Below are 23,302 nucleotides of genomic sequence, written 5' to 3'. Positions count from 1 at the left end.
CCTTGATGGTCCCTTCGCGAACCTCCACTTGACTACCATGGTGGCTCCGGCGCAGTGTCGGGGCGAACCCCACATTCTTTGAGGGAAATCCCACACACATGGCGAAGAATCGCAGCCAAACCACGAGCGGAGCCGCGCTGGACCTGTTGCCGGTCCTCCCCCTGCGCGATGTCGTCGTCTACCCGCACATGGTTATCCCGCTCTTCGTTGGGCGCGACAAATCCATGCGCGCGCTGGAACAGGCGATGGAAGGCGAACGACAGATCCTGCTCGTCGCCCAGAAGAGCCCCGACATTGACGATCCCGCCGTGGAAGACCTGCATCAGGTCGGCACGCTGGCGGGCGTACTGCAGTTGCTGAAGCTCCCCGATGGCACCGTGAAGGTTCTGGTCGAGGGCCAGTCGCGCGTGCAGATCGATTCGTTCGAAGACGAAGGCGGCATGATGCGCGGCCGTGCCCGCGTCATCGAGCCGATCTACAGCGGTAGCGATCGCGAACTCGACGTGGTGTCGCGCTCGCTCGTCTCGCTGTTCGAACAGCTCGTGAAGCAGAGCCGCAAGCTGCCGCCGGAAATCCTGGCGACGCTGTCGGGCATCGATGACCCGTCGCGCCTGGCGGATTCCATTGCCGCGCACCTCTCGGTGCGCATGGCGGATAAGCAGAAGGTCCTCGAGACCTCCGATGTCGGCCAGCGCCTTGAGCTGCTCATCGGCCTTGTCGATGGCGAGATGGACCTGCAGCAGGTGGAAAAGCGCATCCGCGGCCGCGTCAAGTCGCAGATGGAAAAGAGCCAGCGCGAGTACTACCTCAACGAGCAGATGAAGGCCATTCAGAAGGAACTGGGTGAGGGTGAGGAGGGCGCCAACGAGATCGAAGAGCTTCAGAAGAAGATCGACAACGCGGGCATGCCGAAGGCTGTGCTCACGAAGGCGCGCCAGGAGTTCAACAAGCTCAAGCAGATGTCGCCCATGTCCGCCGAGGCGACCGTGGTACGTAACTACCTGGATTGGGTGGTTGGCGTGCCGTGGAAGAAGCGCAGCAAGGTCCGCAAGGATCTCGCGCTCGCCCAGGAAACGCTGGACGCCGATCACTTCGGTCTCGAGAAGGTCAAGGAGCGCATCCTCGAGTATCTGGCGGTGCAGCAGCGCGTGAACACCATGAAGGGCCCGATCCTCTGCCTCGTCGGTCCGCCGGGTGTGGGCAAGACGTCGCTGGGCCAGTCCATTGCGAAGGCGACGAACCGCAAGTTCGTCCGCATGAGCCTTGGCGGCGTGCGCGATGAAGCCGAGATTCGCGGCCATCGTCGCACCTACATCGGTTCCATGCCGGGCCGTATCGTGCAGAACCTCAACAAGGTCGGCACGAAGAATCCGCTGTTCGTCCTCGATGAAATCGACAAGATGTCGATGGATTTCCGCGGCGATCCGTCATCGGCGCTGCTCGAGGTGCTCGACCCTGAGCAGAACCACGCGTTCAATGACCACTACCTCGAGGTCGATCTCGATCTTTCCGAGGTGATGTGGGTGGCGACGGCGAACTCCCTGAATATCCCGGGGCCGCTGCTCGATCGCATGGAAGTCATCCGGATCCCCGGTTACACCGAGGACGAAAAGCTCAACATCGCGCAGAAGTACCTGCTGCCGAAGCAGCTGAAGGCGAATGGGCTGAAGGCCGATGAGCTGGCGATTGCCGAAGAAGCCGTGCGCGATATCGTGCGTTACTACACCCGTGAATCCGGTGTGCGTAACCTGGAGCGCGAGATTTCCAAGATCTGCCGCAAGGTGGTGAAGGAGCTTGCCCTGGGGACCGTTCCCGAGAGCGCCAGGGCCAAGGTAGCGAAGTCGTCCGCGAAGAGCGCAAAGACCAAGGTAGCGGCGCCGGGCAAGGTGAGCGTCGATGCCAACAACCTCGATCATTACCTCGGCGTGCGCCGGTTCGACTTCGGCCGCGCGGAGCAGCAGAACGAGGTGGGCCTGGTTACCGGCCTCGCCTGGACCCAGGTGGGTGGCGACCTGCTCAGCATTGAAGCCTCGGTTGTGCCTGGCAAGGGCCGTCTGGTCCACACCGGCCAGCTTGGCGATGTGATGAAGGAATCGATCCAGGCAGCGCTCAGCGTCGTTCGTGCGCGCGCCGCGGGCCTCGGTATCGAGCCGGACTTCCACGAGAAGCTCGATATCCACATTCACGTGCCCGAGGGCGCCACGCCGAAGGACGGCCCCAGTGCGGGCATTGCCATGTGCACGGCGCTCGTCTCCGCGCTAACCAAGGTGCCTGTGCGCTCCGAGGTCGCGATGACGGGTGAGATCACGCTGCGTGGCCGTGTGCTGCCCATCGGTGGTCTGAAGGAGAAGCTGCTCGCGGCCCATCGCGGCGGTATCACCACCGTGATCATCCCTGAGGAGAACCGCAAGGATCTTGTCGACCTGCCGGAGAACATCACCAGCTCGTTGCAAATCCATCCGGTGAAGTGGATCGATGAAGTGCTCGACCTCGCATTGGAGCGCCCGCTTGGGGCGGTCAAGGCGGCTGAAGACGGCAAGGTGGTTGAGGTAACGCGCAAATCGGGCAAGGGTGGCAAGGGCAAGAATTCCCCGTCACTCACGCATTGATTTGACGTAACGTTCCGTTGCTACGGAAAAAAGGGCGCACGTGTGTGCGCCCTTTTTATTTTCGTTGTCCTGTCATTAATCGTCGCAATAATCGTTTTTTCGTTCCAGCGCAAGCCTCCGCGAATCATGCATATGCGCTGAAAACGTTGGTATTGCTCGTGTTGCGGCGGGGGGAGGGCGCTGGTATAAAGGCCACACCGCCATCGCCCGCGCCGCAAGGGCGCCATGCATCGCGGGGTCACCGATCATGCCCATGGCAGGTCCGTTGACCTGACGTATTTTCGTCCGGGATCGCCGTCCGGCGTTCCGAATTACCTTTAGGGAGTCACGTAATGAACAAAACCGATCTCATCGCCGCCATCGCTGAGAAGGCCGAGCTGTCGAAGGCTGACGCGGGCAAGGCGCTCGAGGGTCTTATCGAGGCGGTGAAGGACACGCTGAAGAAGGGCGAAGACGTTGCCCTGGTCGGCTTCGGCACGTTCAAGCTGCGTAGCCGCGCTGCGCGCACCGGCCGTAACCCGCGCACGAACGAAGAAATCAAGATCCCGGCATCGAAGGTTCCGGCCTTCACCGCTGGCAAGGCGCTCAAGGATCACGTAAACTAATTGGTCTTACCGTTAGCGGGTGCTTAGCTCAGCGGTAGAGCGTCGCCTTTACACGGCGCTGGTCGGGGGTTCGATCCCCTCAGCACCCACCAAACGGAAGTGGAGTGGTAGTTCAGTCGGTTAGAATGCTGGCCTGTCACGCCGGAGGTCGCGGGTTCGAGTCCCGTCCACTCCGCCATTCGTCCTGCAAAGGCGCCCGCGTGGCGCCTTTGCTTTATCTACCGCCGGCAACGGTTTGCCGGTGCCACCTGTGCGAGTTGCATCATGCTGCAAGCCCTGCGTAACAAGATCCACGGTTGGCCCGCTGCCATTGTTCTTGGCATCTGCGTCTTTGCGGTCGCCTTCTTCGGTATCGAGTCGTACTTCGTCTCGCACACCGATACGTATGTGGCCAAGGTGGATGACCACGAGATTACGCAGGAAGACTGGCAGGGCCGTCTGACGGAACTGCGCCAGCAGATCGCGGGTACGCCCAATTCGCCGTACACGGTGGCCGATCTCGAAAAGCCCGAACTCAAGCAGCAGATCCTGGAGGGCATGATCAACCAGGTGCTCCTGCAGAAGGCGAACACCGATCTTGGCCTCGCCGTTTCCAACGAGTCGGTGCGTGACACGATTGGTGCGGACCAGGGCTTCCAGGTGGATGGCCGCTTTGATCCCGGCACCTATCGTGCGGTGCTTGCGTCGCAGGGCATGACCCCGGCCATGTACGAGGCCAAGATTCGCTCCAGCCTTGCCACGCAGATGCTCCCGGAAGCTATTTCGGCGACCACGCTGGTGAGCGATGCCGACGTCGACAACTTCTTCCGCCTGCACGACCAGCAGCGCGATCTCCATTATGTGGATCTGCCGCGCCCCTCGCTCACCGACGCGAACGTGGCCGATAGCGAGATCGACACGTACTACAAGTCGCACATCGTCGACTTCACCACGCCGGAGCAGGTGTCGGTGCAGTACCTGGAAGTGAAGCAGTCCGACCTGAAAGTGGGGGAACCCACCGACGCGCAGCTCCACGAGTACTACGACAAGTTCAAGCAGCGCTATGCGCAGCCCGAGCAGCGCATGGCTTCGCACATCCTTGTGAACGTGCCCAAGAACGCCACGCCGGATCAGCAGAAGGCCGCGCTGGAGAAGGCAAAGAAGATTGCCGCCGAAGCCACGCCGGAAAACTTTGCCAAGCTGGCCGCCGAGAACTCGGACGATCTGGGCTCCAAGCGTACCGGTGGTGACCTCGGCTGGCTCGAGAAGGGCGTGACTAATCCCGCCTTCGATACCGCCCTGTTCGCCATGAAGAAGGGCGAAGTGAGCAAGGAGCCGATCCTGTCGCCGGATGAGGGCTATCACATCATCTGGCTGCGCGACGCCCGTGAAGGTGATGCCAAGCCGTTTGCCGAAGTGCGTGGCCAGTTGGCCGGCGACTGGGCGAAGGCCGAAGGCGAGCGCCAGTACAACGAGAAGGCCGGCCAGCTGGCCGACCTTGCCGAACGCAACCCGGGCTCCCTTGAGCCGGCTGCGAAGGAGCTGGGCCTTGAGATCAAGACGAGCCCGCTGTTTGGCCACGCTGGCGGCGAAGGCATCCCCCAGGATCCGAAGTTCATCCAGGCCGCGTTTGCCGATGACGTGCTGAACCAGGGCAATAACTCGTCGCTGGTACAGGTCGGCAAGGGCGATGCCATTGTCATGCACCTTTCCAAGCACAATGCGGCGGCCCCCAAGGATCTCGCCAGCGTGAAGGACACGATCCGCCAGCGGATCCTGGACGAGCGCGTGGATGTCCTGGCGAAGAAGCAGGCAGACGACCTGGCGGCGCAGCTTGCCAAGGGTGGCGACGTCGCCACGCTGGCCAAGGCACCGGTGCAGTCGGCAGCCGGCCTTACCCGCAGCAAGCTGGGTGAAGTGAAGGACGTCCCGCCGGGTATCCTGCGCGAGGTGTTTTCGCTCGCACGCCCTGTCGCGGGCAAGCCCGTCTGGTCGGCCGTCCGCGTCGATAACGGCAATTATGCGGTGGTCGCCGTGGACAAGGTCACCGATGGTGACCCGGCCAAGGTCGAGAAGGCCACCCGCGATGCCCTGCGCGGCCAGATGATGGACGCCATGGCGCGCGCCGTGACCATGGAATACGTCGAATCCCTGCGCGCCCGGGCCAAGGTCACGGTCGCCAGCGATCGCATGTAACGCGTTCCGCCGAACACCCCGAAGACCCCGCGAAAGCGGGGTTTTTTTTGCCTCGCAACATGCGTGAGCGCATGGACCGCATCCCGTTTTAGAATGGCCGTCTTATCGCGTCAAAGGGACAACCCGTGATCATTCAACCCAAGGTTCGTGGCTTCATCTGCACCACCGCCCACCCGGTCGGCTGCGCGAAGAACGTCGAAGAGCAGATCGCCATCACCAAGGCCAGCGGCACGTTCGCCGCCGGCCCGAAGAACGTGCTGGTGATCGGTTCATCCACCGGCTACGGCCTGGCCTCGCGGATCACCGCGGCTTTCGGCCAGGGCGCCGCTACCCTGGGTGTGTTTTTCGAGAAGCCATCGAGCGAAACGAAGACGGGTACGGCGGGTTGGTACAACGCTGCGGCATTCGACAAACTCGCCACGGATGCAGGCCTGTTTGCGAAATCCATCAACGGTGATGCCTTCGCCAACGAGACCCGCGCTAAAGCCATCGAGATCATCAAGAGCGAGATGGGTGGCAAGGTCGACCTGGTCGTCTATTCGCTCGCCTCGCCGGTGCGCAAGCTGCCGGAAGGGTCCAAGCTGGGCGAGCCAGGCACGGTCGTGCGCTCGGCGCTGAAGACAGTGGGTGAGGTCTTCAAGGCTTCCTCGGTCGACACCAACAAGAATGAAGTGGTCGAGGCCACGGTCGAGCCCGCGACGGAGCAGGAGAAGCAGGACACCGTCACCGTGATGGGTGGTGAGGACTGGGCCCTGTGGATCGATGCACTGGCGGAAGCCGGCGTGCTCGCGGATAACGCCACGACCATCGCCTACAGCTACATCGGTACGGAGACGACGTGGCCGATGTACCGCCGCGGTACCCTGGGCCTGGCCAAGGAGCATCTCGAGCGTACCGCGCACGAGTTGGCCGCGCGCCACGATGCTCTGCACCTTCGCTCCTATGTAGGGGTGCTCAAGTCGGTGGTCACCCAGGCCAGCTCGGCCATCCCGGTGATCCCGCTGTACGTGTCCATGGTCTTCAAGATCATGAAGGCTAAGGGTATCCACGAAGGCACGATCGAGCAGATCAACCGTCTGTTCCACGATCGCCTGTACCGCACGGACGGCAAGCCCGCCGAGACGGACGCGGAAGGCCGTATCCGCCTGGACGACTGGGAACTGCGCGACGACGTGCAGGCCGAGTGCAAGGCCCTCTGGCCGAAGGTCACCACGGCGAACCTGTGGGATGACACGGACTACGCCGGCTACAAGCACGACTTCATCAAGCTGTTCGGCTTTGAGGTGAAAGGCGTGGATTATGACGCTGACGTCAGCCCCGACGTGCAGTGGAACCTCGTCCAGCTGTAATCGCCGTGTGTAGGAGTGCGCTTGCGCGCGATGGGTGCTCGTCGTAACCCTATCGCGCGCAAGCGCGCTCCTACACAAGATCTGCGGTTAGCGGGAAGCGGTGAGCTTCAGCACCTGGCCGGGCTTCACCGACGCGGTATCCAGATCATTCCACTTCATGAGCTGTTCGACGCTCACCTGATGGCGGCGCGCGATGGTCCACAGCGATTCGCCGTTGTTGACTTTGTAGACGATCAGCTTGGCGTCGTCTTTCTTCGAGGAAGCAGGCACCGCTTTCGCCACCGCCTTGCCGCTCTTCAGGCCCTTGGTTGTCTTCGCGGTCTTCGTAGCCTTGCTGGCGGCCTTCGTGGGAGCCATGTCCTCGTCATCATCGCTGGCGGCAGGCACGTCGGCGACCGGATCGACCGGGCCCAGGTTGTACTGATCTGCCGCTGTCTTCGGCAGCAGCAGGGTCGACGTCACAGTGGCCTTGGTCGTGCGGAACGCGGGGTTGAAGTCGCGCAGGTCGTTCATCGAGAGCCCCGACTGCTTCGCCGCCTGGGCGAGCGACTGGGGGCTATCGACCTTCACCACCTGCAGCGCGTCGTCGCGATCCTGCTTGGGTAGCTGCACGTTGAAGCGGCCGGGGTCGCGCACGATGCACGCGATGGCCATCAGCTTGACGAGGTGTTCCTTCGTGTTCGCCTTCATCGGCACATCCGGCAGGCCCTCGTCATCGGACGGGCCGCCGTGCTTGTCGATGGTTTTCTTCAGGCCGAATTCGCCGGCGTTGTAGGCCACGTCGACCAGGCGCCAGTCACCCAGGTCATCGTAATAGCGACGCATCATGGACATGACCGATTCGGTCGACTTGGTGATGTCCAGGCGCTCGTCGTAATTCTTATCGACGCGCAGGCCGAGCGTGTGTGCCGTCTGCGGCATGATCTGCCACATGCCGGCGGGGCGGTTCTTCACGCCTGGCACATGGCGGTACTGGCTTTCCACCCAGGGCAGCAGGGCGAACTCACCGGCGACGCTGTGTTTCATGGCGGATTTGTGCGCGTACACAATGAGCGGCAGAACTTCATTCACCTGCTGCTCGAAGCGGTTTGGCAACTTCGTATAGGTACGCGCCCAGGCCATCACCTGGGGATCGGCCTCGCAGCCCGGCATGGCGAAGCTATCGCGCATCTCACCCCAGAAGTCGGCCGGCGGGGCAGGGCGCGCCAGCTTCGGCGACATGTTCACATCCTGCACCGTATCCACCGAGGTGGGTGCCGGTGGCGGCGCGAGAGGGGCGATGGGGCGGGGCGTGGTGCCAGCGCACGCGGTGAGCACAAGCGGAATAAGGGTCGGCAGAAGCCGGCGTGCCAATACGTTCATGCGGTGAAGGTGTCCTTGGCCTGGCGCAGCGCGGCGAAGCGCTCCGCCCGCGTGGCGTGTTCCTTGCCATGGGCCTCGGCCCAGCGGGCGATTGCCTCGCTGTCCACGCGCAGGAAGGGGTTGGTGGCGAGCTCTTCGGCGAGGCGGCTGGGCACGCTGGGGTGCCCGTCCTCGCGCAGGCGCGCCACCTCGTCACGACGGCGGCGCAAGGGGGCGTTATCCGGATCGATGCTGAGCGCGAAGCGGATATTGGACGCGGTGTATTCGTGCGCGCAGAAGACCAGCGTCTCCGGCGGCAAATGGGCGAACTTGTCTAGCGAGGCGAGCATCTGCTCCGGCGTGCCTTCGAAAAGGCGGCCGCAGCCGACGCTGAAAAGGGTATCGCCACAGAACAGGAAGCCTTCGCCCGCGTAGGCGATGTGCGAGGTGGTGTGCCCTGGGACTTCCATCACCTGAAAAGTGGCCCGCGGTGCATCGAGCACGACGGTGTCGCCTTCGCCCACGATCTGCGTCTTATAAGGAATGCGCGTATCGAGCGGCGATATCACTTCCACGTCGTGGTCGCGCACCAGGTCGAACACACCACCGATGTGATCGTTGTGATGGTGCGTGAGCAGGATCGCGCGCAGGGTCCAGCCGCGCGCTTTCAGCGCAGCTTCGACAGGGGCGGCTTCACCGGGATCCACGACGAAAGCGTTGCCTTCGTCATCGGCGACCAGCCAGATGTAGTTGTCGCTCAAGGCCGCGACGGGAACCCAATGCATCGGGCGGACTCCGTGACGTCGATAGGGCGCGAACACCCAGGGTTTGGCCGCCGTCCGACCAGGGTGGCCGGGTGGGGGCGGCCGGACTATATCAGCCGGGTATTTCCCGCTCGTTAGCCGGTTGTTAACCCGTGCGGCGGTCGTTCAACCTCACTACACTGATCACACATGCCTGGCCCCGTCTCCGACATCTATGCGACGCCCCACCTCCGCAAGTTGCTTGCGGACGAGAATCGCGTGCTGGCGCCCCTGCTAAATCGCTGCACTGGGGACCACGGGCTGCACCTCACGGCGGCCGTCGGCGCAGAGCCGCCTGCGATCCCGCTGCTGGGGCATTGGGCGACAGTACGCGTCAGAGGGCCCCACTTGGCGGGGGACGTCCTGGCGAGCGGCCTGGAGCCCTTGCCGTTCATTGACGAGGCCTTTGGTGTGGTTCTGCTGCGCCATGCCCTCGAAACCACGGCGCGCCAGGACAACCTTCTGGATGAAGCCATACGGGTGCTTGAGCCGGGCGGGATGATCGCCATCACCGGTATTCATCCGCTCGGCTTGTGGTCGCCCTGGGTGGCCCGGCAGAGCGATAGCGCCCGGCCAAGGCTTACCTGGCCCTGGTGGTGGAGCCAGCGCCTGGTGCGCGACGATTTCGAGCTTTCCATGCCGCGCCGCCTGGGCAGCGCCTGGCCGCGCGCCGGTGGCGCCACTGTCGGTGAGTCGCTTATCGGCGGCGGTTACCTGCTGGTCGCGCGCAAAAAGCGTCCCGCGGCGGTACCCTTGCGACCCCGCGCGGCCGTCGTGCCCGCCCCGGTGCCCGGCACGTTCGCGTCCGGCGCACGGCGCCACGCCCGCGATCACATCAGCTGAAGAGTTCCATGACCGATCTTGTTGAAGCCTTTACCGACGGCGCCTGCCTGGGCAACCCTGGCCCTGGCGGCTGGGCCGCCCTGTTGCGCACCAAGGGCATTGAGAAAATGCTTTCCGGCGGCGAGCCCGATACGACGAACAACCGAATGGAGCTCATGGGCGCCATCTCCGCGCTCGAGGCGCTGACGCGCCCGTGCAAGGTGCACCTCATGACCGATTCGAAGTACGTCATGCAGGGCCTGCAGGAATGGGTGCCTAAGTGGCGCCGCAACGGCTGGCTCACCGCCGACAAGAAGCCAGTGAAGAACCAGGACCTGTGGGTGCGCCTGGATGCGGCGACCCAGCCCCATACCGTGACCTGGGAATGGGTGAAGGGCCACGCCGGCCACGAAGAGAACGAGCGTGTGGATGTGGCCGCTCGTGACCAGGCGATCATTTACAAGGAGAAGGGGAAGGTGGCATGAGGCAGATCGTTCTCGATACCGAAACCACCGGCCTTGAGGCCCACCTGGGCCATCGCCTGATCGAAATCGGTGCGGTCGAGCTGATCGGCCGCCGCCCCAGCGGCAACCATTTCCATACGTACCTCAACCCCGAGCGTGCCATCGATGAAGGCGCGCGCGAGGTCACGGGTATCCAGGACGAGTTCCTGCTCGACAAGCCGTTCTTTCGCGAGAAGGTCGATGAGTTCCTCGCCTATATCAAAGGCGCCGAACTCATCATCCACAACGCGGCGTTCGACGTGGGCTTCATCAACGCCGAGCTGGCGCGACTAGGCCCGGAGTACGGGAAGGTTACCGACTACGCCACGGTACTCGATACGCTGGTGATGGCCCGTACGATGTACCCCGGGCAGCGCAATAGCCTGGATGCGCTCTGTAAGCGCCTCGGTGTCGATAACACCCATCGCGATCTCCATGGCGGCCTGCTCGATGCGCAGCTGCTGGCGGATGTCTATGTCGCGATGACTTCGGGCCAGGTCGGCCTCGATTTCGTGTTCGACGCCGGTGCGGATAACTCCGCCGCCAACGTGCTCGGCGATATCGTGATCAACCGCCGACCGGTCGTGCTGCGCGCGACGGATGATGAGCTATCGATGCATGCGCAGCGGCTGGATGCGCTGGATAAATCTGCGGGCGGCCAGAGCATCTGGCGCAAGCTTGAGTCGGACGCGACGGTTCATTGAATCGGCCGCGTGCCGCGGATCGCGCGCAAGCGCGCTCCTACACCGTCAGTTGATGCCCTTGGCTGCGAACAAAGCGTGCTCCTGTAGGAGCGCGCTTGCGCGCGATTCACGCCGCCGCACGCACCAAAATGGCCGTGACATTATCCCGCCCCGTCCCACCCAGCGCCGCCAGTACCAGGTGATCCACACACTCCTGCGCTGCGAGATCCGTACGCGCCACGATCTCGCCAATCTTCTCGTCCGTCACCTCATCGGTGAGCCCGTCAGTACAAAGCAGCAAACGGGCACCTGGAGTCAGCTCGCCGCGGGCAAGCCCAATGTGCAGCTGATCCGGCGCGGTAATGCCCAGTGCCTGGGTTAGCACGCTCCGCTGCGGATGGTTCCGGGCCTGCGTCTCGGTGAGTTCGCCGGCCTCGACCAACGCCTCGACGATCGAGTGATCGTGCGACAGCCGCTCGAGGCTGCCCTCGGCAAACCGGTAGATCCGGCTATCGCCCACCCAGGCCGCCTCGTAGGCACGGCCTGATACGCGGATCGCCGCAATGGTGGTTCCCATGGGCCGCGATTCCTTAAGGCCGCCCGACCGCGCGATCAGCGCCTCGTTCACCCGCTGGATCGCATCGACCAGCGACTGCCCGGCGGTGACCTGCGCCACCACGCCGTCGCGGGCCATGGCCGAGGCGACCTCGCCATGCTTGTGCCCGCCCATGCCATCCACGACCAGGAAGAGGCCCAGGCCGGCATCGGCGTAGTAGGTATCCTCATTGCGCAGACGGCGAAGCCCCGTGTGCGTGCCGTGTCCGAACTCGATCATGTGGGCCTTTGGGCGACTGGGGGAGGGCGTGAGACTGCCCTATATGCCCCGCGAGCATGCCCCATCAAAAGCCTGTTGTCACGGCGCGACGGACCCATTATCATTGCCGACTCGGCAGGCCCCACAGCCTTCCGTCGACCCTTTCGGAGAGGTGGCAGAGTGGTCGAATGTACCTGACTCGAAATCAGGCGTACGTGTAAGCGTACCGTGGGTTCGAATCCCACCCTCTCCGCCAGTTTCAGAACAAAGCCTCGCAGCAATGCGGGGCTTTTGTTTTTGTCGGCCGCCTTTGAAGTGAGTCATGAAGGATGCCCCGTCATGCCGCTGCCTTAGGGGCCGGGCGCCGGCGGCTGTCCCCGAGGCGAAACTTCCAAGCGCCCGCGGGGAACGAAGCGCAAGGGGCCGCAGCGACGGGCGGTAATTTCCGGATCAGGCTGACAGTCTTGCCAATATCGGTCCGAGGTACTGCTGGGCTGCCCAACCGCAGGCCCCGATGATTGTGACGAGTACGACGACCACGCCACTCAGAACCCATGCCTTGGTCGCAACATGCCTCGTGCGTTCTTCCATCACATCAACTTTGTTGGCGATGCCGCCCACCTTGTTAGCTATGTTCCTGACTTGGGCACGAGTGTCAGCCATGTCGGTCTTTAGATGGTCGACGTCTGCTTCAAGCTTGGCGACACGAGCTTCCATGCTGCCATCCTGAAACAACCCATCAGGAATGGCGGGCCCGCGCTCGGTATCTCGCCGAGTTTCCTCCCACACTCCCTGCTGCATATAGTTCATTCGTTTCCCTGCTGGATTGCGCTTGAGCCGGTGGCGGTCTGCCAGGTGCTGGTCGTGGTCCATGATAATTGACGCGGCTATGCAGGGTTGATGGCGAGACGAAGGCGCCGCCCAACAGATGATGTAGGGATTCTCCGCGTACGATTTCCAGAATCGTCACGCGGAGCATGGGCAACGCTGGATTTGCCGGGGTTCTCGAGCCTACCGCTGAGACTTGAGTGCTCGATACACCAGGCTCGGCGCGTCGCGCAGTACGTCATGCAACGTTCCAACGCGTTGCATGCCCGCTTTCTCAAGCACACGTATCGATGCTGCATGGGTGGGTCGAACCACGCCGTAGATCTCATCGAAGGCGCGCTCATCGAAGCCAAAGCGCAGGGCGGTGAGTGCAAGTTCCGTGGCATAACCTTTGCGCCATGCAGGTACAGCAAACCGATAACCCAGGTTTACCCTGTCGATATCTCCATACATGTAGCGGTTTAGGCCGCCAAAGCCGATGATGCGATCGGGCTGCTCCGCCGTAGCGATCGCCCATTGGCCGAACCCTTCGGTGTTCCACGTTTGCATCCAGCGCTTCAGCACGGCACGCGCCGCTTCGTGCGTCGTGAGCGGGCCAGCGGGATTAAACGTGTTCGTGGCAGGGTCGCTGTAGATCAGGAACAGCGATTGCAGATCGTCGATATGGGCCGGGCGAAGCACCAGCCGTTCCGTAGTGCGCATGGCAAAGCGGGTCCTGGCGGTTACCCCTGGTAGCTTACCGCTTTGATACCTTCCACGCCGCGCATGGCGTCGGCGAGCGTCGCCAGTTGCTCCCGCCGTACCGGCTTGGCGAATAAAATGGTTACCCGGTCGTCACCATCGGGCTGGCGCCGCAATACGGTCTTGGTGAAGGGCAGGTGCTGTTCGGCAAGAACCGTCTCGCACGCAGTCAGCGCGTTCATGCCGCTGAGAGTGACGATGACGCGCGGCCGGCGCGAGGCGCGCCCCGTCAATTTGCGTTCGAGTGGCTTCAGCATGGCGAGGATGATCCAGATCAAGCCGGTGGCGATCGTGGCACCCCAAAACAAACCCGCGCCTGCCGCGAGGCCGACAGAGGCAACAGCCCATAGACTTGCCGCGGTCGTCAGCCCTCGAACAATCTGATCGCGCTCGACGAAAAGAATAGTGCCTGCGCCAAGAAAGCCGATGCCGCTGATAACTTGCGCGGCGATCCGCGAAGGATCCAATACGACGTGGTCGTTATTCAGCACATCGCCGAAGCCGAACGTCGAAACGATAATGGCGAGCGCCGCACCGACGCCAACGAGCATGTGGGTTCGCAGGCCGGCGGTCCATTCCAGCCGGCCGCGATTGATGCCGATGATGCCACTCAGAATTGCCGCGACGGCAAGTCTAAGTGCGATGTCTAGTGGCCTGATCACCCCGTAACCCTAGATCCGACGGAGTGTAGGGCGCGTTTAGGGTGACCAGACCAGCCGGTGAAGCGCAAATGACGAGAGTGCCGAGGCAATAAAGCTTTTGCATATCAGCGCTCCCTGCGACAGTGGTTCTGAAGGAAGGTCTTGCCCCGCGCTCGTGCTTCGCGTGCGTCAGTTGCGTTTAAACGTGTACGAGCAAAGCGAGGGCTGGGCCAACGCTCACCGTAAAGGGTGCTTAGCAAATACCCGCGCTCCGACTGCTCCAGGTCGGCGGCGCCCTCTCTTGAACGCTTGTCGTACTGAAAGCCCAGTGCGTCGCGATGGCACATGGCGATCAGCCGTTCCAGATACTGGTCGGCGCGAGAGGCCATGACGGTGCGTCTGGCGGCGCTATTATTTTGGCGGGTATCTGCTTCGAACTCGCCGCGCCATCCCGTTACGAACCCATACATCGCTGCCATGTCACCAAGCTCTGCGGCCAGATCGAGCCAGACGAACGCGTCGTCGAGATCTTTCTTTGAGATCCCGGCGCAGTAGGTCGCAGCATGTTCGGCGTCAAAGGGGGCCGTATTCCGGCAATAGCTCAAGCCTGCGTATGCGCTCGCAGCGGCTTCGCCCGAGCCGTGCGCGGCGAACTCGCGCAGATGGGGGAGCGCTACTGCGAGTGGTCCTTCGGGCGCAGGCATGCCGCGATACACCATCATCCGCGGAAATTCAGCCGACAGCGTCGGCGTGGGGTCCGCCGATACCACCAGTGCAATGGCACACAGACCCGCGCCGAAAATCGCGTTCAATCGTTTTCTCATGTTGTTCTCCCGTCGTCGCCGAGGAGGTGGCGACCGACGAAGTTCAACACGCAGATTTTCGCTCGTATGTAGGCGTGGTCTTTATCGAAGTAGGCTTTTTACAGCAGCCTGTAAGGCTTGCCCGCGGTGCGATTCGCTGACGAGGTCAGGCCTCCAGCGGATCATCCTCATGCAACTCATCCATCCACCCGCGCCGGCGGTGCAGTACCCATTCCACATGCTCGGAGAAGAGCACATCGATGGGTGCACCCTGGTCCATGGCGGCGAGTTTCCCTGGCGTGACGTTGCCCAGATGCTCGGCCTGATCGGCATAGCCTTCGATGCCTTCGCGCTCAAGCTGGGCGAGGATCTTGCGAAGATTCTGGTGACGGGCGTTCTGAACCGGCATCGGGGTGGGTTCCTTGGCGATACAGAAGGCATCGGCTGAGGTCGGTGGGTCTTGAGGGTGCCCGTCATTTCGGCATCGGAAAGGGACGCAAAGCACAATTTCGGCAATCGGGGTGGAGCGCAGGGGAGTGGGCATGCGACGCTTCGCGATCCCCACGCCCACTCAAGTCCCCCACCGACCATGTCAGCCACGTCGTCCAAGACCTACGACAGCCAGTCTGTTTATTCCCCTGCCACGCTCGCGATCTACGACACGTTGGTGCTCCGCCTGTCGAACCCGCTGATCTGGCGGTGCCCGACGCGCCGGATTCTCGATCTGTACAACCAGCATGTCGCCGAGTCCCACCTCGATGTCGGGGTAGGGACGGGTTGGTACATGGATCACTGCCGCTTCCCCGCAGCGCCCCGGCTTGCCCTGATGGATCTCAACTCGAATTCGCTCGAAGCCGCGGCCCGCCGGGTGGGGCGCTACTCGCCCACCACGCATGTCGTGGATGTGCTTCGGCCTATCGATGGCCACGGCGAAACGTACGGTTCAATCGGCGTGACCTACCTGCTGCACTGCCTGGCAGGCGATATCCGCCAGAAGTCGGCCGTGTTCGACCATCTCATCCCGCTGCTTGCACCTGGCGGCACGTTATTCGGAGCGACGATCCTGGCCCAGGGCGTCCCGCGTTCGCCCGCCGCGGTCAAGCTCATGGGCTTCTACAACAAGAAGGGTATTTTCGGTAACGCGCGGGATTCGCTCGATGACCTGCGCCTGGCCCTGGCCAGCCGGTTCAACGATGTGCGCGTCGACACGATCGGCTGCGTCGCGCTTTTCAGCGCCAAGGGCCCCTCGCCCTGAATCAGGCCGTGTGCTGCCCTTCCATCCATTCGGGGAGGGCAGCGTTCACGCCATTAAGCAGGGCGTCCAGGTCGTGGGCCTTCTGCGCCAGTACCCGGGCGCGCTCCACCTCACGCGCCTGCTCCTCTGCCTCGTCGCGCCCGGCGGCATTGACAGCATCGACGGTAAGCCGGGCGTATTCCAGCACCAGTTCCTCGGAGGGCACGCGGAACCAGATCCGCCCCTCGACCCAGCGGATATCGGGCGAGGTATGCCGCGAAAAAGCCTCCTCGCACCGCGCCGCGAACAGCGCCAGCCAGCGTTCGCCGGGAGCGGTATCCAGCTCGGCGAGCACGCAAAGGCCGATGTCATCCTGATGGGCGGCGGAGAAACCTGAAATGCGGGGAATGTGGCGGGTGATGGTGGTCATGGCGGCTCCTGGCACTCGCGAGATATAGGCCGAGCCGCGTGGAAGCCTCGCGAAGCCCGTAGTGGCCGTTCAGCCGCCTTTCCACGCGCCATGCACGTACCCGGGCCTCTAATGGATGTGAACGCAATGTGCGTGCACGCAGGCGGCAGGGTGAGAGAGGAAGTCAGGCAGGCGCGCGATGCCCAGGTGATGCAGGACGTGCTGAAGGGCCGCCGTCGCGGCCTGGCTGCGCTGGCACCCTTTGCGGGACCGGCGATCGTGGTCTCGGTCGCCTATATCGACCCGGGTAATTTCGCCACCAACATCCAGGCGGGCGCCCGCTACGGCTACGCGCTGTTGTGGGTGGTGTTGCTCGCCAACCTGGTGGCCATGCTGTTCCAGAGCCTGTCGGCCCGCATCGGCATCGTGACGGGATATAACCTCGCACAGCTGTGCCGGATGCATCTGCCACGCCCGGTGGTCTGGGTCATGTGGGTGGTCAGCGAGCTGGCCGCCATGGCCACCGACCTGGCGGAATTCCTTGGCGGCGCGATTGGCCTCGCGCTGCTGTTCCACATGCCTTTGCTGGCCGGCATGGTCGTCACGGGCATCGTGACGTATGTGCTGCTGTTGCTGGAGGGGCGGGGCGCGCGCCGGCTTGAGTTGACCATAGGCGCACTCGTCGGGGTCGTGGGCCTTTGCTATTTGGTCGAGGTGTTCATTGCCCCGGTCGACTGGGCCGCCGTGGGCATGCACGTGTTCAAGCCCGACCTCCCGGACGGGATGGCCGTGGCGCTGGCCGTCGGCATCATTGGCGCGACCGTGATGCCGCACGCGCTGTTCCTGCATTCGGGGCTCACCGAGCGTCGCGCCAAACCCACCAACGATACCGAACGGCAGCGGATCATCCGGCTATCGAACGTGGAAGTGGTGCTCGCCTTGGCCGTGGCTGGCCTGATCAACCTCGCGATGGTGATCATGGCGGCCAGTGCTTTCCATGGAAGCCACCCCGATGTGGCCCGGATCGAAACGGCCTACCAGACCCTGGTGCCCCTGCTGGGCGGTGCGGCGGCGACCATTTTCCTGGTTTCACTCATCGCATCGGGCTTCTCCAGCTCCGTGGTCGGGACGATGGCGGGGCAGATGATCATGCAGGGCTTCGTGGATTTCCGTATCCCGCTCTGGCTGCGTCGCTTGATCACCATGGTGCCCAGCTTCGCCGTGGTGGCCGCAGGCGTGGACGCGACCCGGGCTCTGGTATTGAGCCAGGTGGCGTTGAGCATTGCCTTGCCGTTCCCCATGGTCGCGCTCGTGTGGTTTTCGGCACGGCAGCGGATCATGGGCCGTTTTCGTATCGCGCGGCCGGTGGTGGCGCTGGCCGTGCTGGCCGCCCTGGTCGTGCTGGCGCTGAATATCGTGCTGCTGCTCGATACGTTCGGCCTCATCACCTTGTAGGGGTGCTGCTGCCCGTTGGCGGCCGCTAAGCCGGCCCGTGGCCAAAGCTGCTAACCTCCCGCGCCTGACCTGACGGAGACCTTCCATGAGCCTGATCGAGACCCCGGTATCCTACGGCGAGCTGATCGACAAGATCACCATCCTCCAGATCAAGCTGCAGGAGATCAAGGACGAGGCGAAGCTCGCCAACGTGCGCAACGAGCTCGAGCTGCTCGAAACCACGTGGGCCAATCACGCCGCGTCGCAAACCGATATCAAAGACGAAACCGGCCGCCTGCTCGCCGTGAACCAGCGCCTGTGGAAGATCGAGGACGACATCCGTATCAAGGAAAAGGCGCAGGAGTTCGATAACGATTTCATCCAGCTTGCCCGCTCGGTGTATTTCGAGAATGACGAGCGCGCCGCCGTGAAGCGTGAGATCAACCTGAAGCTCGGCTCCACGCTGGTGGAAGAAAAGTCGTACCAGGATTACGGCGCCAAGCCGACGTTCTGATTAACTAAGGGGCAGGTTGAGGAAGGCGGCGCACGCCTCGAGCCGATCGATCATCTCGGGCACTGCCACGAGATCCATCACGCCTTCCTTTTCGATCTTGGTGCCCCACGGAATCTCCGACGCCGGCTTGCCGAAGAACTTGCGCGAGGCGGCGTCGTATTTATCCACACACCAGCGGCGATCGGAGTAGGGGCCTGAGCGGTGCGGGTTGCTGGCGGCGTGCAGGCCCAGCACTTTGGTGCCAGCGGCGTTCGCCATATGCATTGGGCCCGAATCCGGGGTGAGGATCATGCTGGTACGGGCCAGCAGGGCCATGAATCGCTTCAGCGTGTCCTTGCCGGTCAGATCCATCGGCGGGACCTTCACCGCGGCGAGAATCTGGTCGGCCAGCTCGCGCTCTGCGGGTGAAGGGCCGCCCACCAATGCCACGCGCATGCCGCGCGCCATCGCATGGTCGATCACCGCCGCGTAGCGATCCACCCGCCAGTTGCGCACCGTGTGGCTCGACATAGGGCTCACCAGCAAGGTGGGCGTATCGCCGGGCAGCTGTTCGGCGGCCCAGGCGTGGGCCTCATCGGCGACCGGGATATCCCAGCGCACGTCGGTCTGCTTCAGGCCCAGCGGCTCGATGAAGCTGGCCATCGCATCCAGTACGTGTTCGCCCGTGCGGGCGGGAATACGCTCGTTGACGAACAGGCCGTGCAAGTCCTTCGAACGCGCCCGGTCATAGCCAATGCGGCGATCCGCCTTCACCGCCAGGCTCAGCATGTTTGATCGCAGTGCCACCTGCATATGCAGCAATGCGCTAAAGCGCCGCCCCGCCAGGGCATCACGTACCGCCCGCATGCCTTCCCGGCCCTTGCCCTTGTCGAAGGTCACGAACTCGACGCCAGGCAGGTCGCCCACCAGCTTCTGCTCCAGCTTGCCGACGATCCACGTGAGGCGGGTCTGCGGTACCGCAGCCTGCAGCGTCCGGATGATCGGCACGACGTGCGTCACGTCGCCAATGGCGGATGTCCGCAGGATGCAAAGGCTGGAGTCTCCCGGCGGGAGGGGGCGGCTTGCTAGACTGGACACGATCGGGTTACCGGATAGGTGGCCGCCAGGCAGGCGGCCCTTCAGATGACAGACCAACGAGTAACGGAGGCCGCGGGCGGCACGATTCTGTTCGACGCGGCCCGCACAGCTCAAGTAGACGCCGACTGGTTCTCGCCCGATGCATGGGCGAGCCGTGGGGCGTTGCGTGCCCAGCCAGGTGGCCGCGGCGGCGTCGCCATTATCGATACGCCGGCGGGCGAGGCCGTTTTGCGCCACTACCGCCGTGGCGGCATGGTGGCAGCGCTGCTGGGCGATAGCTACCTTTTCACCGGCGATGCCCGTACCCGCAGCAGCCGCGAATTCCGCTTGCTGGCCGAGCTGGCCCGGCGCGGCCTGCCCGTGCCGCCGCCCCTGGCGGCACGGCATGTGCGTCACGGCCTGGCCTACCGGGCCGATCTGATCACCCTGCGCATCCCCGATGCACGGACGCTTGCCGAGCGCGTCGCCGACGGTGCGTTCAACGAAGCACTGGCGCGGCGTGTCGGTGAACTGGTCGCAAGGTTTCACCGCGTAGGGGCCTGGCACGCCGATCTCAATGCGCACAACATCCTGGTCAACGGGGAAGGCCTCTACCTCATCGATTTCGACCGCGGCCGCCTGCGCCGTCCTGCCGTTGGCTGGCGCCGGGGCAATCTGGCGCGTTTAAAGCGTTCGCTGGTCAAGGTCGGCGCGCGCGAGGGTGGCGATATGTTCGATGAAGTGCTCTGGCCCGCCCTGGTCCAGGCCTACGAAGAGGGCTTCGGTGCGTGAGCTACGAGCTTCGTTTCCTTGGTACGGGTGCCGCCCATGCGGTGGAGCTGGGCTCATCGGCGGTCGTGCTCGAGCGCGATGGCCAGCCCCTGCTGCTGGTCGATTGCGGGCCGGATACGCTGGATCGCTACGTGGCGACCTACGGTGCACCGCCGCCTGCGCTGTACATCACCCATACCCACATGGACCACGTCGCTGGCATGGAGCGGCTGTTTTTCCGGCTGTGGTTCGATGAGGCGCTGCGCGGGCGCACCAAGGTGTTCCTCCATGCCGCGCTGTTGCCCTGGCTGCAGGGCAGGGTTGCCGATTACCCGGGTGCGCTGGCCGAGGGCGGGGTGAATTATTGGGAGGCGTTCCATCTGGTGCCCTGCACGCGCGGCTTCTGGCATGAGGGGCTCTGGTTCGATGTGTTCCCCACCCGGCACCACGTACAGGGCACCTCGTACGGGCTGGCCGTGCGTGGCAGTTTCGTGTTCACGGGCGATACGCGACCCGTCCCCGAGGCCCTGGCGATCCACGCAGTGGCCGGCGAAGTCGTGGCCCACGATTGCGGCGTGGTGGGAAATCCGTCGCATACCGGCGTGGATGACCTCGAACGTGAATATCCCGAGGCGGTGCGAGCCCGCATGGCCCTTTACCACTACGGCAGTGTCGCCGACGGCGAGACGCTGGCGGGCCGGGGTTACCGCGTGGTGCGGCCCGGCGAAAGCCTGGCGCTCCCCGAGCCTGAGCCGGTGCGGCTCACGGCGGGCTAGGCACCACGAAACAGGGCATCCGGCGGCGCCCACCGCTTGTGCGGGGCTGCGCATGCCGTTATCCTTCCGCTTCTTTGCCGGGACGGATACCGGGAAGAGGGAAGTACCAGTGCGGAGAGGTGTCCGAGTGGTTTAAGGAGCACGCCTGGAAAGTGTGTATACGTTAATAGCGTATCGCGGGTTCGAATCCCGCCCTCTCCGCCAGTTCTACGTCTTTTATGGTGGCCCTGTCGGTCCCCCCGCGACGATAGTCCGTAAACTCCGCCAGGTCCGGAAGGAAGCAACGGTAGCGGATGATTCGGGTGCCGGGGTGTGGCTGGCAGGGTCATCGCCTTTCTGGACCAGCGCTTTCGCCGGCCACGTCTCCTTGGCACAATCGACTGTCGCCCCAAGGTAGATCGCATGTCCTATCAGGTTCTCGCACGCAAGTGGCGCCCACGGAAGTTCGCCGAACTCGTGGGCCAGGAACACGTGGTTCGCGCGCTCACCAATGCGCTCGACAGCGGGCGCATGCACCATGCCTACCTGTTCACGGGTACGCGCGGCGTGGGCAAGACCACCATTGCCCGCATCTTCGCCAAGTCGCTTAACTGCGAACGCGGTGAATCGGCCGACCCGTGCGGCGAATGCGCGGTGTGCACGGCGGTCGATGCGGGGCGCTTCGTCGACCTGCTCGAAATCGATGCCGCCAGCAATACCGGCGTGGATGACGTGCGCGAAGTGATCGAAAACGCACAATACGCACCGTCGCGTGGCCGCTTCAAGGTCTACCTCGTCGACGAGGTGCACATGCTCTCCAAGCCCGCCTTCAACGCCTTGCTGAAGACGCTGGAAGAGCCGCCACCGCACGTCAAGTTCCTGCTCGCCACCACCGATCCGCAGAAGCTGCCGGTGACGGTGCTGTCGCGCTGCCTCAAGTTCAACCTGAAGCGCCTGCTGCCTGAGCAGATCTCGGGCCAGATGAAGCACATCCTTGGCGCCGAAGCCATCGAGTACGACGAAGAATCCATTGCCGAGCTTGCCCACGGAGCGGATGGCTCGCTGCGCGATGGCCTGTCCCTGCTGGACCAGGCTATCGCCTACGGCGGTGGTGTGCTGCGTGCGGGTGATGTCCGGGCCATGCTGGGCAGCGTCGAGCGCGGCCAGGTCCTGGGTGTGCTCGAGGCGCTGGCTGCGGGCGATGGCGCCGCGCTGATGGCGGAGGCCGATCGCATCGCCTCGTTCTCCCCCGATTTCGGTGGCGTGCTCGACGATCTCGCTACGGTCCTGCACCGCGTGCAATTGCTGCAGCTCGTCCCCGGTTACCGCGCGGAGGAGGGCGATGCCGGGCTGGCCAGCCTGGCCGAGCGCCTCGCGCCGGAAGACGTCCAGCTTTACTACCAGATCGCCACCAACGGCCGTCGCGAGCTGCCCATGGCACCGGATGCGCGCATCGGCTTCGAGATGGTATTGCTGCGCATGCATGCGTTCCGCCCGGGTGAGGGGGGGCATGCGCCTTCGGCGCCGCGCCAGGCACCCGTCCAGCCGTCGGCACCGCAACCACCGCGCCAGGTGCCATCCCACGCCGCCCCTTCACGCCCCGCGCCGCCGGCGCCAGCACCGCCGGCACCCGCACGCGCAGCGGCCCCGGCACCCGCAGCACCGCCGCGCCCCGTCGCGACGGATGCGAACGGTTTGCCTGACTGGCACGACCTCATTGAGCGCGCCCACCTGCGCGGCCCCATCGGGCAGCTGGCGCAGAACTGCACGTTGCGCGGCATGGAGGGCGACGCGCTGGTCATGGCATTGCAGCCCCAGCACATGCATCTGGCCGTCGAGCCGCTTACCAGCCAGATGGAAGAAAAGGTATCCAGCGCCCTCGGGCGCCGGGTGCGCTTCCGCTTCGTTCCCGAAGGCGGCAACCTCGGCACGCCTGCCGAGCGTCGCGCCCAGGCTGCAAGCGATGCGCAGGCCAACGCCGAGGCATCCATGGATGCCGATCCCCTTGTGCAGGCACTCAAACGCGACTTTGGCGCGCGTGTTATTCCCCAATCGATCAAACCCGTGGAGCCAGGAACATGAAAGGTCAAATCGGTCAGCTGATGCAGCAGGCCCAGCGCATGCAGGATGAGATGAAGCGTGCGCAGGAAGAACTGGCGAAAACGGAAATCACCGGCAGTGCGGGTGGTGGGCTGGTCACTGTGACCATGAGCGGCGGGCACGAAGTTCGCAGCGTGCACATCGATCGCCAGACCTTTGCCGATGATCCGGAAATGGCCGAAGACCTCGTCGCCGCCGCCATCAACGATGCGGTGAACAAGATCGCGGAAGTCAGCCGTTCCCGCCTGGGTGGCGTCACGTCGGGCCTGAACTTGCCGCCCGGCTTCAAGATGCCGTTCTAAGGCGGCCGTC

At 63.9% G+C, this 23,302-nt stretch carries 24 protein-coding genes, 4 tRNA genes and 1 other RNA gene; 19 read left to right on the top strand and 10 right to left on the bottom strand.

Annotated features, from left to right (window positions below):
- Positions 1-98: 98 nt before the first annotated feature.
- The 6 genes from lon to fabV all read left to right on the top strand — a co-directional run bounded on the left by lon (position 99) and on the right by fabV (position 6,738).
- The gene (lon, locus tag ABIE56_RS07125) at positions 99-2,609 is read left to right on the top strand and encodes an endopeptidase La (protein ID WP_429243124.1); all 2,511 of its coding nucleotides are present in this window, start codon (positions 99-101) and stop codon (positions 2,607-2,609) included.
- Between the two features lie 332 nt (positions 2,610-2,941).
- Positions 2,942-3,214 (top strand): HU family DNA-binding protein, encoded by a 273-nt coding sequence (locus ABIE56_RS07120; protein ID WP_036112061.1) that lies wholly within the window; start codon positions 2,942-2,944, stop codon positions 3,212-3,214.
- 17 nt (positions 3,215-3,231) lie between these two features.
- Positions 3,232-3,306 (top strand) — tRNA-Val (locus ABIE56_RS07115).
- A 9-nt stretch (positions 3,307-3,315) separates the two neighbouring features.
- Positions 3,316-3,392 (top strand) — tRNA-Asp (locus tag ABIE56_RS07110).
- Between the two features lie 86 nt (positions 3,393-3,478).
- The gene (locus ABIE56_RS07105; protein WP_429243123.1) at positions 3,479-5,389 is read left to right on the top strand and encodes a SurA N-terminal domain-containing protein; all 1,911 of its coding nucleotides are present in this window, start codon (positions 3,479-3,481) and stop codon (positions 5,387-5,389) included.
- A 125-nt stretch (positions 5,390-5,514) separates the two neighbouring features.
- Entirely contained in the window at positions 5,515-6,738 is a 1,224-nt protein-coding gene (fabV, locus tag ABIE56_RS07100; RefSeq protein ID WP_429243122.1) for an enoyl-ACP reductase FabV, read from the top strand.
- Positions 6,739-6,825: 87 nt separating this feature from the next.
- Here fabV and ABIE56_RS07095 read toward each other — a convergent pair whose 3' ends face one another.
- Together ABIE56_RS07095 and gloB are read right to left on the bottom strand one after the other, a co-directional pair.
- A complete protein-coding gene (locus tag ABIE56_RS07095; protein ID WP_429243121.1) occupies positions 6,826-8,100 on the bottom strand; it encodes a LysM peptidoglycan-binding domain-containing protein in 1,275 nt (424 codons plus the stop codon).
- Positions 8,097-8,864, bottom strand: coding sequence for a hydroxyacylglutathione hydrolase (gene gloB, locus ABIE56_RS07090; protein ID WP_429243120.1), 768 nt, complete (start codon positions 8,862-8,864; stop codon positions 8,097-8,099). The genes ABIE56_RS07095 and gloB overlap by 4 nt, the downstream gene beginning before the upstream one ends.
- Before the next feature lie 366 nt (positions 8,865-9,230).
- Here gloB and ABIE56_RS07085 point away from each other — a divergent pair, with 366 nt between their 5' ends.
- Genes ABIE56_RS07085 through dnaQ form a run of 3 tightly spaced genes read left to right on the top strand, consistent with a single transcriptional unit; the run spans position 9,231 to position 10,911 of the window.
- Positions 9,231-9,725 (top strand): methyltransferase domain-containing protein, encoded by a 495-nt coding sequence (locus ABIE56_RS07085; protein ID WP_429243119.1) that lies wholly within the window; start codon positions 9,231-9,233, stop codon positions 9,723-9,725.
- Between the two features lie 8 nt (positions 9,726-9,733).
- Positions 9,734-10,189 carry a ribonuclease HI gene (gene rnhA / locus ABIE56_RS07080; protein WP_429243118.1) on the top strand — a complete coding sequence of 152 codons (456 nt, stop codon included), beginning with the start codon at positions 9,734-9,736 and terminating at the stop codon, positions 10,187-10,189.
- Entirely contained in the window at positions 10,186-10,911 is a 726-nt protein-coding gene (gene dnaQ / locus ABIE56_RS07075; protein WP_429243117.1) for a DNA polymerase III subunit epsilon, read from the top strand. The genes rnhA and dnaQ overlap by 4 nt, the downstream gene beginning before the upstream one ends.
- Positions 10,912-11,017: 106 nt before the next feature.
- Here the strand turns inward: dnaQ and ABIE56_RS07070 are convergent, their stop codons facing one another.
- The gene (locus ABIE56_RS07070) at positions 11,018-11,725 is read right to left on the bottom strand and encodes a PP2C family protein-serine/threonine phosphatase (protein ID WP_429243116.1); all 708 of its coding nucleotides are present in this window, start codon (positions 11,723-11,725) and stop codon (positions 11,018-11,020) included.
- A 145-nt stretch (positions 11,726-11,870) separates the two neighbouring features.
- On the opposite strand from ABIE56_RS07070, the gene ABIE56_RS07065 reads away from it, so the two are divergent.
- A tRNA-Ser gene (locus ABIE56_RS07065) sits at positions 11,871-11,960 on the top strand.
- 194 nt (positions 11,961-12,154) lie between these two features.
- Here ABIE56_RS07065 and ABIE56_RS07060 read toward each other — a convergent pair.
- The 5 genes from ABIE56_RS07060 to ABIE56_RS07040 form a co-directional block, all read right to left on the bottom strand.
- Entirely contained in the window at positions 12,155-12,514 is a 360-nt protein-coding gene (locus tag ABIE56_RS07060; protein WP_429243115.1) for a hypothetical protein, read from the bottom strand.
- 201 nt (positions 12,515-12,715) lie between these two features.
- Positions 12,716-13,234: a GNAT family N-acetyltransferase gene (locus tag ABIE56_RS07055; RefSeq protein ID WP_429243114.1), complete on the bottom strand. Its 519-nt coding sequence runs from the start codon at positions 13,232-13,234 to the stop codon at positions 12,716-12,718.
- Between the two features lie 20 nt (positions 13,235-13,254).
- Positions 13,255-13,935 carry an MgtC/SapB family protein gene (locus ABIE56_RS07050; protein WP_429243113.1) on the bottom strand — a complete coding sequence of 227 codons (681 nt, stop codon included), beginning with the start codon at positions 13,933-13,935 and terminating at the stop codon, positions 13,255-13,257.
- A gap of 104 nt (positions 13,936-14,039) precedes the next feature.
- Positions 14,040-14,738 (bottom strand): hypothetical protein, encoded by a 699-nt coding sequence (locus ABIE56_RS07045; protein WP_429243112.1) that lies wholly within the window; start codon positions 14,736-14,738, stop codon positions 14,040-14,042.
- Between the two features lie 145 nt (positions 14,739-14,883).
- Positions 14,884-15,126 carry a hypothetical protein gene (locus ABIE56_RS07040; RefSeq protein ID WP_247427956.1) on the bottom strand — a complete coding sequence of 81 codons (243 nt, stop codon included), beginning with the start codon at positions 15,124-15,126 and terminating at the stop codon, positions 14,884-14,886.
- A gap of 180 nt (positions 15,127-15,306) precedes the next feature.
- On the opposite strand from ABIE56_RS07040, the gene ABIE56_RS07035 reads away from it, so the two are divergent.
- Complete coding sequence (locus ABIE56_RS07035; RefSeq protein ID WP_429243111.1) at positions 15,307-15,972, top strand: class I SAM-dependent methyltransferase; 666 nt, start codon at positions 15,307-15,309, stop codon at positions 15,970-15,972.
- 1 nt (position 15,973) lies between these two features.
- Here ABIE56_RS07035 and ABIE56_RS07030 read toward each other — a convergent pair whose 3' ends face one another.
- The gene (locus tag ABIE56_RS07030) at positions 15,974-16,381 is read right to left on the bottom strand and encodes a hypothetical protein (protein WP_429243110.1); all 408 of its coding nucleotides are present in this window, start codon (positions 16,379-16,381) and stop codon (positions 15,974-15,976) included.
- A gap of 126 nt (positions 16,382-16,507) precedes the next feature.
- Here ABIE56_RS07030 and ABIE56_RS07025 point away from each other — a divergent pair, with 126 nt between their 5' ends.
- Entirely contained in the window at positions 16,508-17,815 is a 1,308-nt protein-coding gene (locus ABIE56_RS07025) for an Nramp family divalent metal transporter (protein ID WP_429243109.1), read from the top strand.
- An 85-nt stretch (positions 17,816-17,900) separates the two neighbouring features.
- Positions 17,901-18,308 carry a DUF6165 family protein gene (locus ABIE56_RS07020; protein ID WP_429243108.1) on the top strand — a complete coding sequence of 136 codons (408 nt, stop codon included), beginning with the start codon at positions 17,901-17,903 and terminating at the stop codon, positions 18,306-18,308.
- Here ABIE56_RS07020 and ABIE56_RS07015 read toward each other — a convergent pair whose 3' ends face one another.
- Complete coding sequence (locus ABIE56_RS07015; RefSeq protein ID WP_429243107.1) at positions 18,309-19,385, bottom strand: glycosyltransferase family 9 protein; 1,077 nt, start codon at positions 19,383-19,385, stop codon at positions 18,309-18,311.
- Between the two features lie 45 nt (positions 19,386-19,430).
- On the opposite strand from ABIE56_RS07015, the gene ABIE56_RS07010 reads away from it, so the two are divergent.
- The 6 genes from ABIE56_RS07010 (at position 19,431) to ABIE56_RS06985 (ending at position 23,292) form a co-directional block, all read left to right on the top strand.
- On the top strand, positions 19,431-20,156 hold the full coding sequence (locus tag ABIE56_RS07010; protein WP_429243106.1) for a 3-deoxy-D-manno-octulosonic acid kinase: 726 nt from the start codon (positions 19,431-19,433) through the stop codon (positions 20,154-20,156).
- Positions 20,153-20,911, top strand: a complete 759-nt coding sequence (locus tag ABIE56_RS07005; RefSeq protein WP_429243105.1) for an MBL fold metallo-hydrolase — start codon at positions 20,153-20,155, stop codon at positions 20,909-20,911. The genes ABIE56_RS07010 and ABIE56_RS07005 overlap by 4 nt, the downstream gene beginning before the upstream one ends.
- Before the next feature lie 113 nt (positions 20,912-21,024).
- Positions 21,025-21,115: transfer RNA gene (locus ABIE56_RS07000), tRNA-Ser, on the top strand.
- A gap of 24 nt (positions 21,116-21,139) precedes the next feature.
- An RNA gene (ffs, locus tag ABIE56_RS06995) (signal recognition particle sRNA small type) lies at positions 21,140-21,236 on the top strand.
- Between the two features lie 77 nt (positions 21,237-21,313).
- Entirely contained in the window at positions 21,314-22,972 is a 1,659-nt protein-coding gene (gene dnaX / locus ABIE56_RS06990) for a DNA polymerase III subunit gamma/tau (protein ID WP_429243104.1), read from the top strand.
- Positions 22,969-23,292 carry a YbaB/EbfC family nucleoid-associated protein gene (locus tag ABIE56_RS06985; RefSeq protein ID WP_247427932.1) on the top strand — a complete coding sequence of 108 codons (324 nt, stop codon included), beginning with the start codon at positions 22,969-22,971 and terminating at the stop codon, positions 23,290-23,292. The genes dnaX and ABIE56_RS06985 overlap by 4 nt, the downstream gene beginning before the upstream one ends.
- The last annotated feature ends 10 nt before the right edge of the window (positions 23,293-23,302 follow it).

Source organism: Luteibacter sp. 621 (assembly GCF_050435445.1).
Lineage (GTDB): Bacteria > Pseudomonadota > Gammaproteobacteria > Xanthomonadales > Rhodanobacteraceae > Luteibacter.
This window is presented reverse-complemented; position numbering and strand designations above follow the sequence as displayed.

What these genes read in the sequence shown, in the direction of transcription:
- ABIE56_RS07070 (WP_429243116.1), bottom strand. Translation starts at nt 11,725, where the DNA reads ATGATCGAGTTCGGACACGGCACGCACACGGGGCTTCGCCGTCTGCGC.
- ABIE56_RS07045 (WP_429243112.1), bottom strand. Translation starts at nt 14,738, where the DNA reads ATGAGAAAACGATTGAACGCGATTTTCGGCGCGGGTCTGTGTGCCATT.
- ABIE56_RS07030 (WP_429243110.1), bottom strand. Translation starts at nt 16,381, where the DNA reads ATGACCACCATCACCCGCCACATTCCCCGCATTTCAGGTTTCTCCGCC.
- ABIE56_RS07055 (WP_429243114.1), bottom strand. Translation starts at nt 13,234, where the DNA reads ATGCGCACTACGGAACGGCTGGTGCTTCGCCCGGCCCATATCGACGAT.
- ABIE56_RS07095 (WP_429243121.1), bottom strand. Translation starts at nt 8,100, where the DNA reads ATGAACGTATTGGCACGCCGGCTTCTGCCGACCCTTATTCCGCTTGTG.
- ABIE56_RS07010 (WP_429243106.1), top strand. Translation starts at nt 19,431, where the DNA reads ATGACAGACCAACGAGTAACGGAGGCCGCGGGCGGCACGATTCTGTTC.
- ABIE56_RS07120 (WP_036112061.1), top strand. Translation starts at nt 2,942, where the DNA reads ATGAACAAAACCGATCTCATCGCCGCCATCGCTGAGAAGGCCGAGCTG.
- ABIE56_RS07105 (WP_429243123.1), top strand. Translation starts at nt 3,479, where the DNA reads ATGCTGCAAGCCCTGCGTAACAAGATCCACGGTTGGCCCGCTGCCATT.
- lon (WP_429243124.1), top strand. Translation starts at nt 99, where the DNA reads ATGGCGAAGAATCGCAGCCAAACCACGAGCGGAGCCGCGCTGGACCTG.
- ABIE56_RS07035 (WP_429243111.1), top strand. Translation starts at nt 15,307, where the DNA reads ATGTCAGCCACGTCGTCCAAGACCTACGACAGCCAGTCTGTTTATTCC.
- ABIE56_RS07060 (WP_429243115.1), bottom strand. Translation starts at nt 12,514, where the DNA reads ATGAACTATATGCAGCAGGGAGTGTGGGAGGAAACTCGGCGAGATACC.
- gloB (WP_429243120.1), bottom strand. Translation starts at nt 8,864, where the DNA reads ATGCATTGGGTTCCCGTCGCGGCCTTGAGCGACAACTACATCTGGCTG.
- dnaX (WP_429243104.1), top strand. Translation starts at nt 21,314, where the DNA reads ATGTCCTATCAGGTTCTCGCACGCAAGTGGCGCCCACGGAAGTTCGCC.
- ABIE56_RS06985 (WP_247427932.1), top strand. Translation starts at nt 22,969, where the DNA reads ATGAAAGGTCAAATCGGTCAGCTGATGCAGCAGGCCCAGCGCATGCAG.
- rnhA (WP_429243118.1), top strand. Translation starts at nt 9,734, where the DNA reads ATGACCGATCTTGTTGAAGCCTTTACCGACGGCGCCTGCCTGGGCAAC.
- ABIE56_RS07020 (WP_429243108.1), top strand. Translation starts at nt 17,901, where the DNA reads ATGAGCCTGATCGAGACCCCGGTATCCTACGGCGAGCTGATCGACAAG.
- ABIE56_RS07025 (WP_429243109.1), top strand. Translation starts at nt 16,508, where the DNA reads ATGTGCGTGCACGCAGGCGGCAGGGTGAGAGAGGAAGTCAGGCAGGCG.
- ABIE56_RS07040 (WP_247427956.1), bottom strand. Translation starts at nt 15,126, where the DNA reads ATGCCGGTTCAGAACGCCCGTCACCAGAATCTTCGCAAGATCCTCGCC.
- dnaQ (WP_429243117.1), top strand. Translation starts at nt 10,186, where the DNA reads ATGAGGCAGATCGTTCTCGATACCGAAACCACCGGCCTTGAGGCCCAC.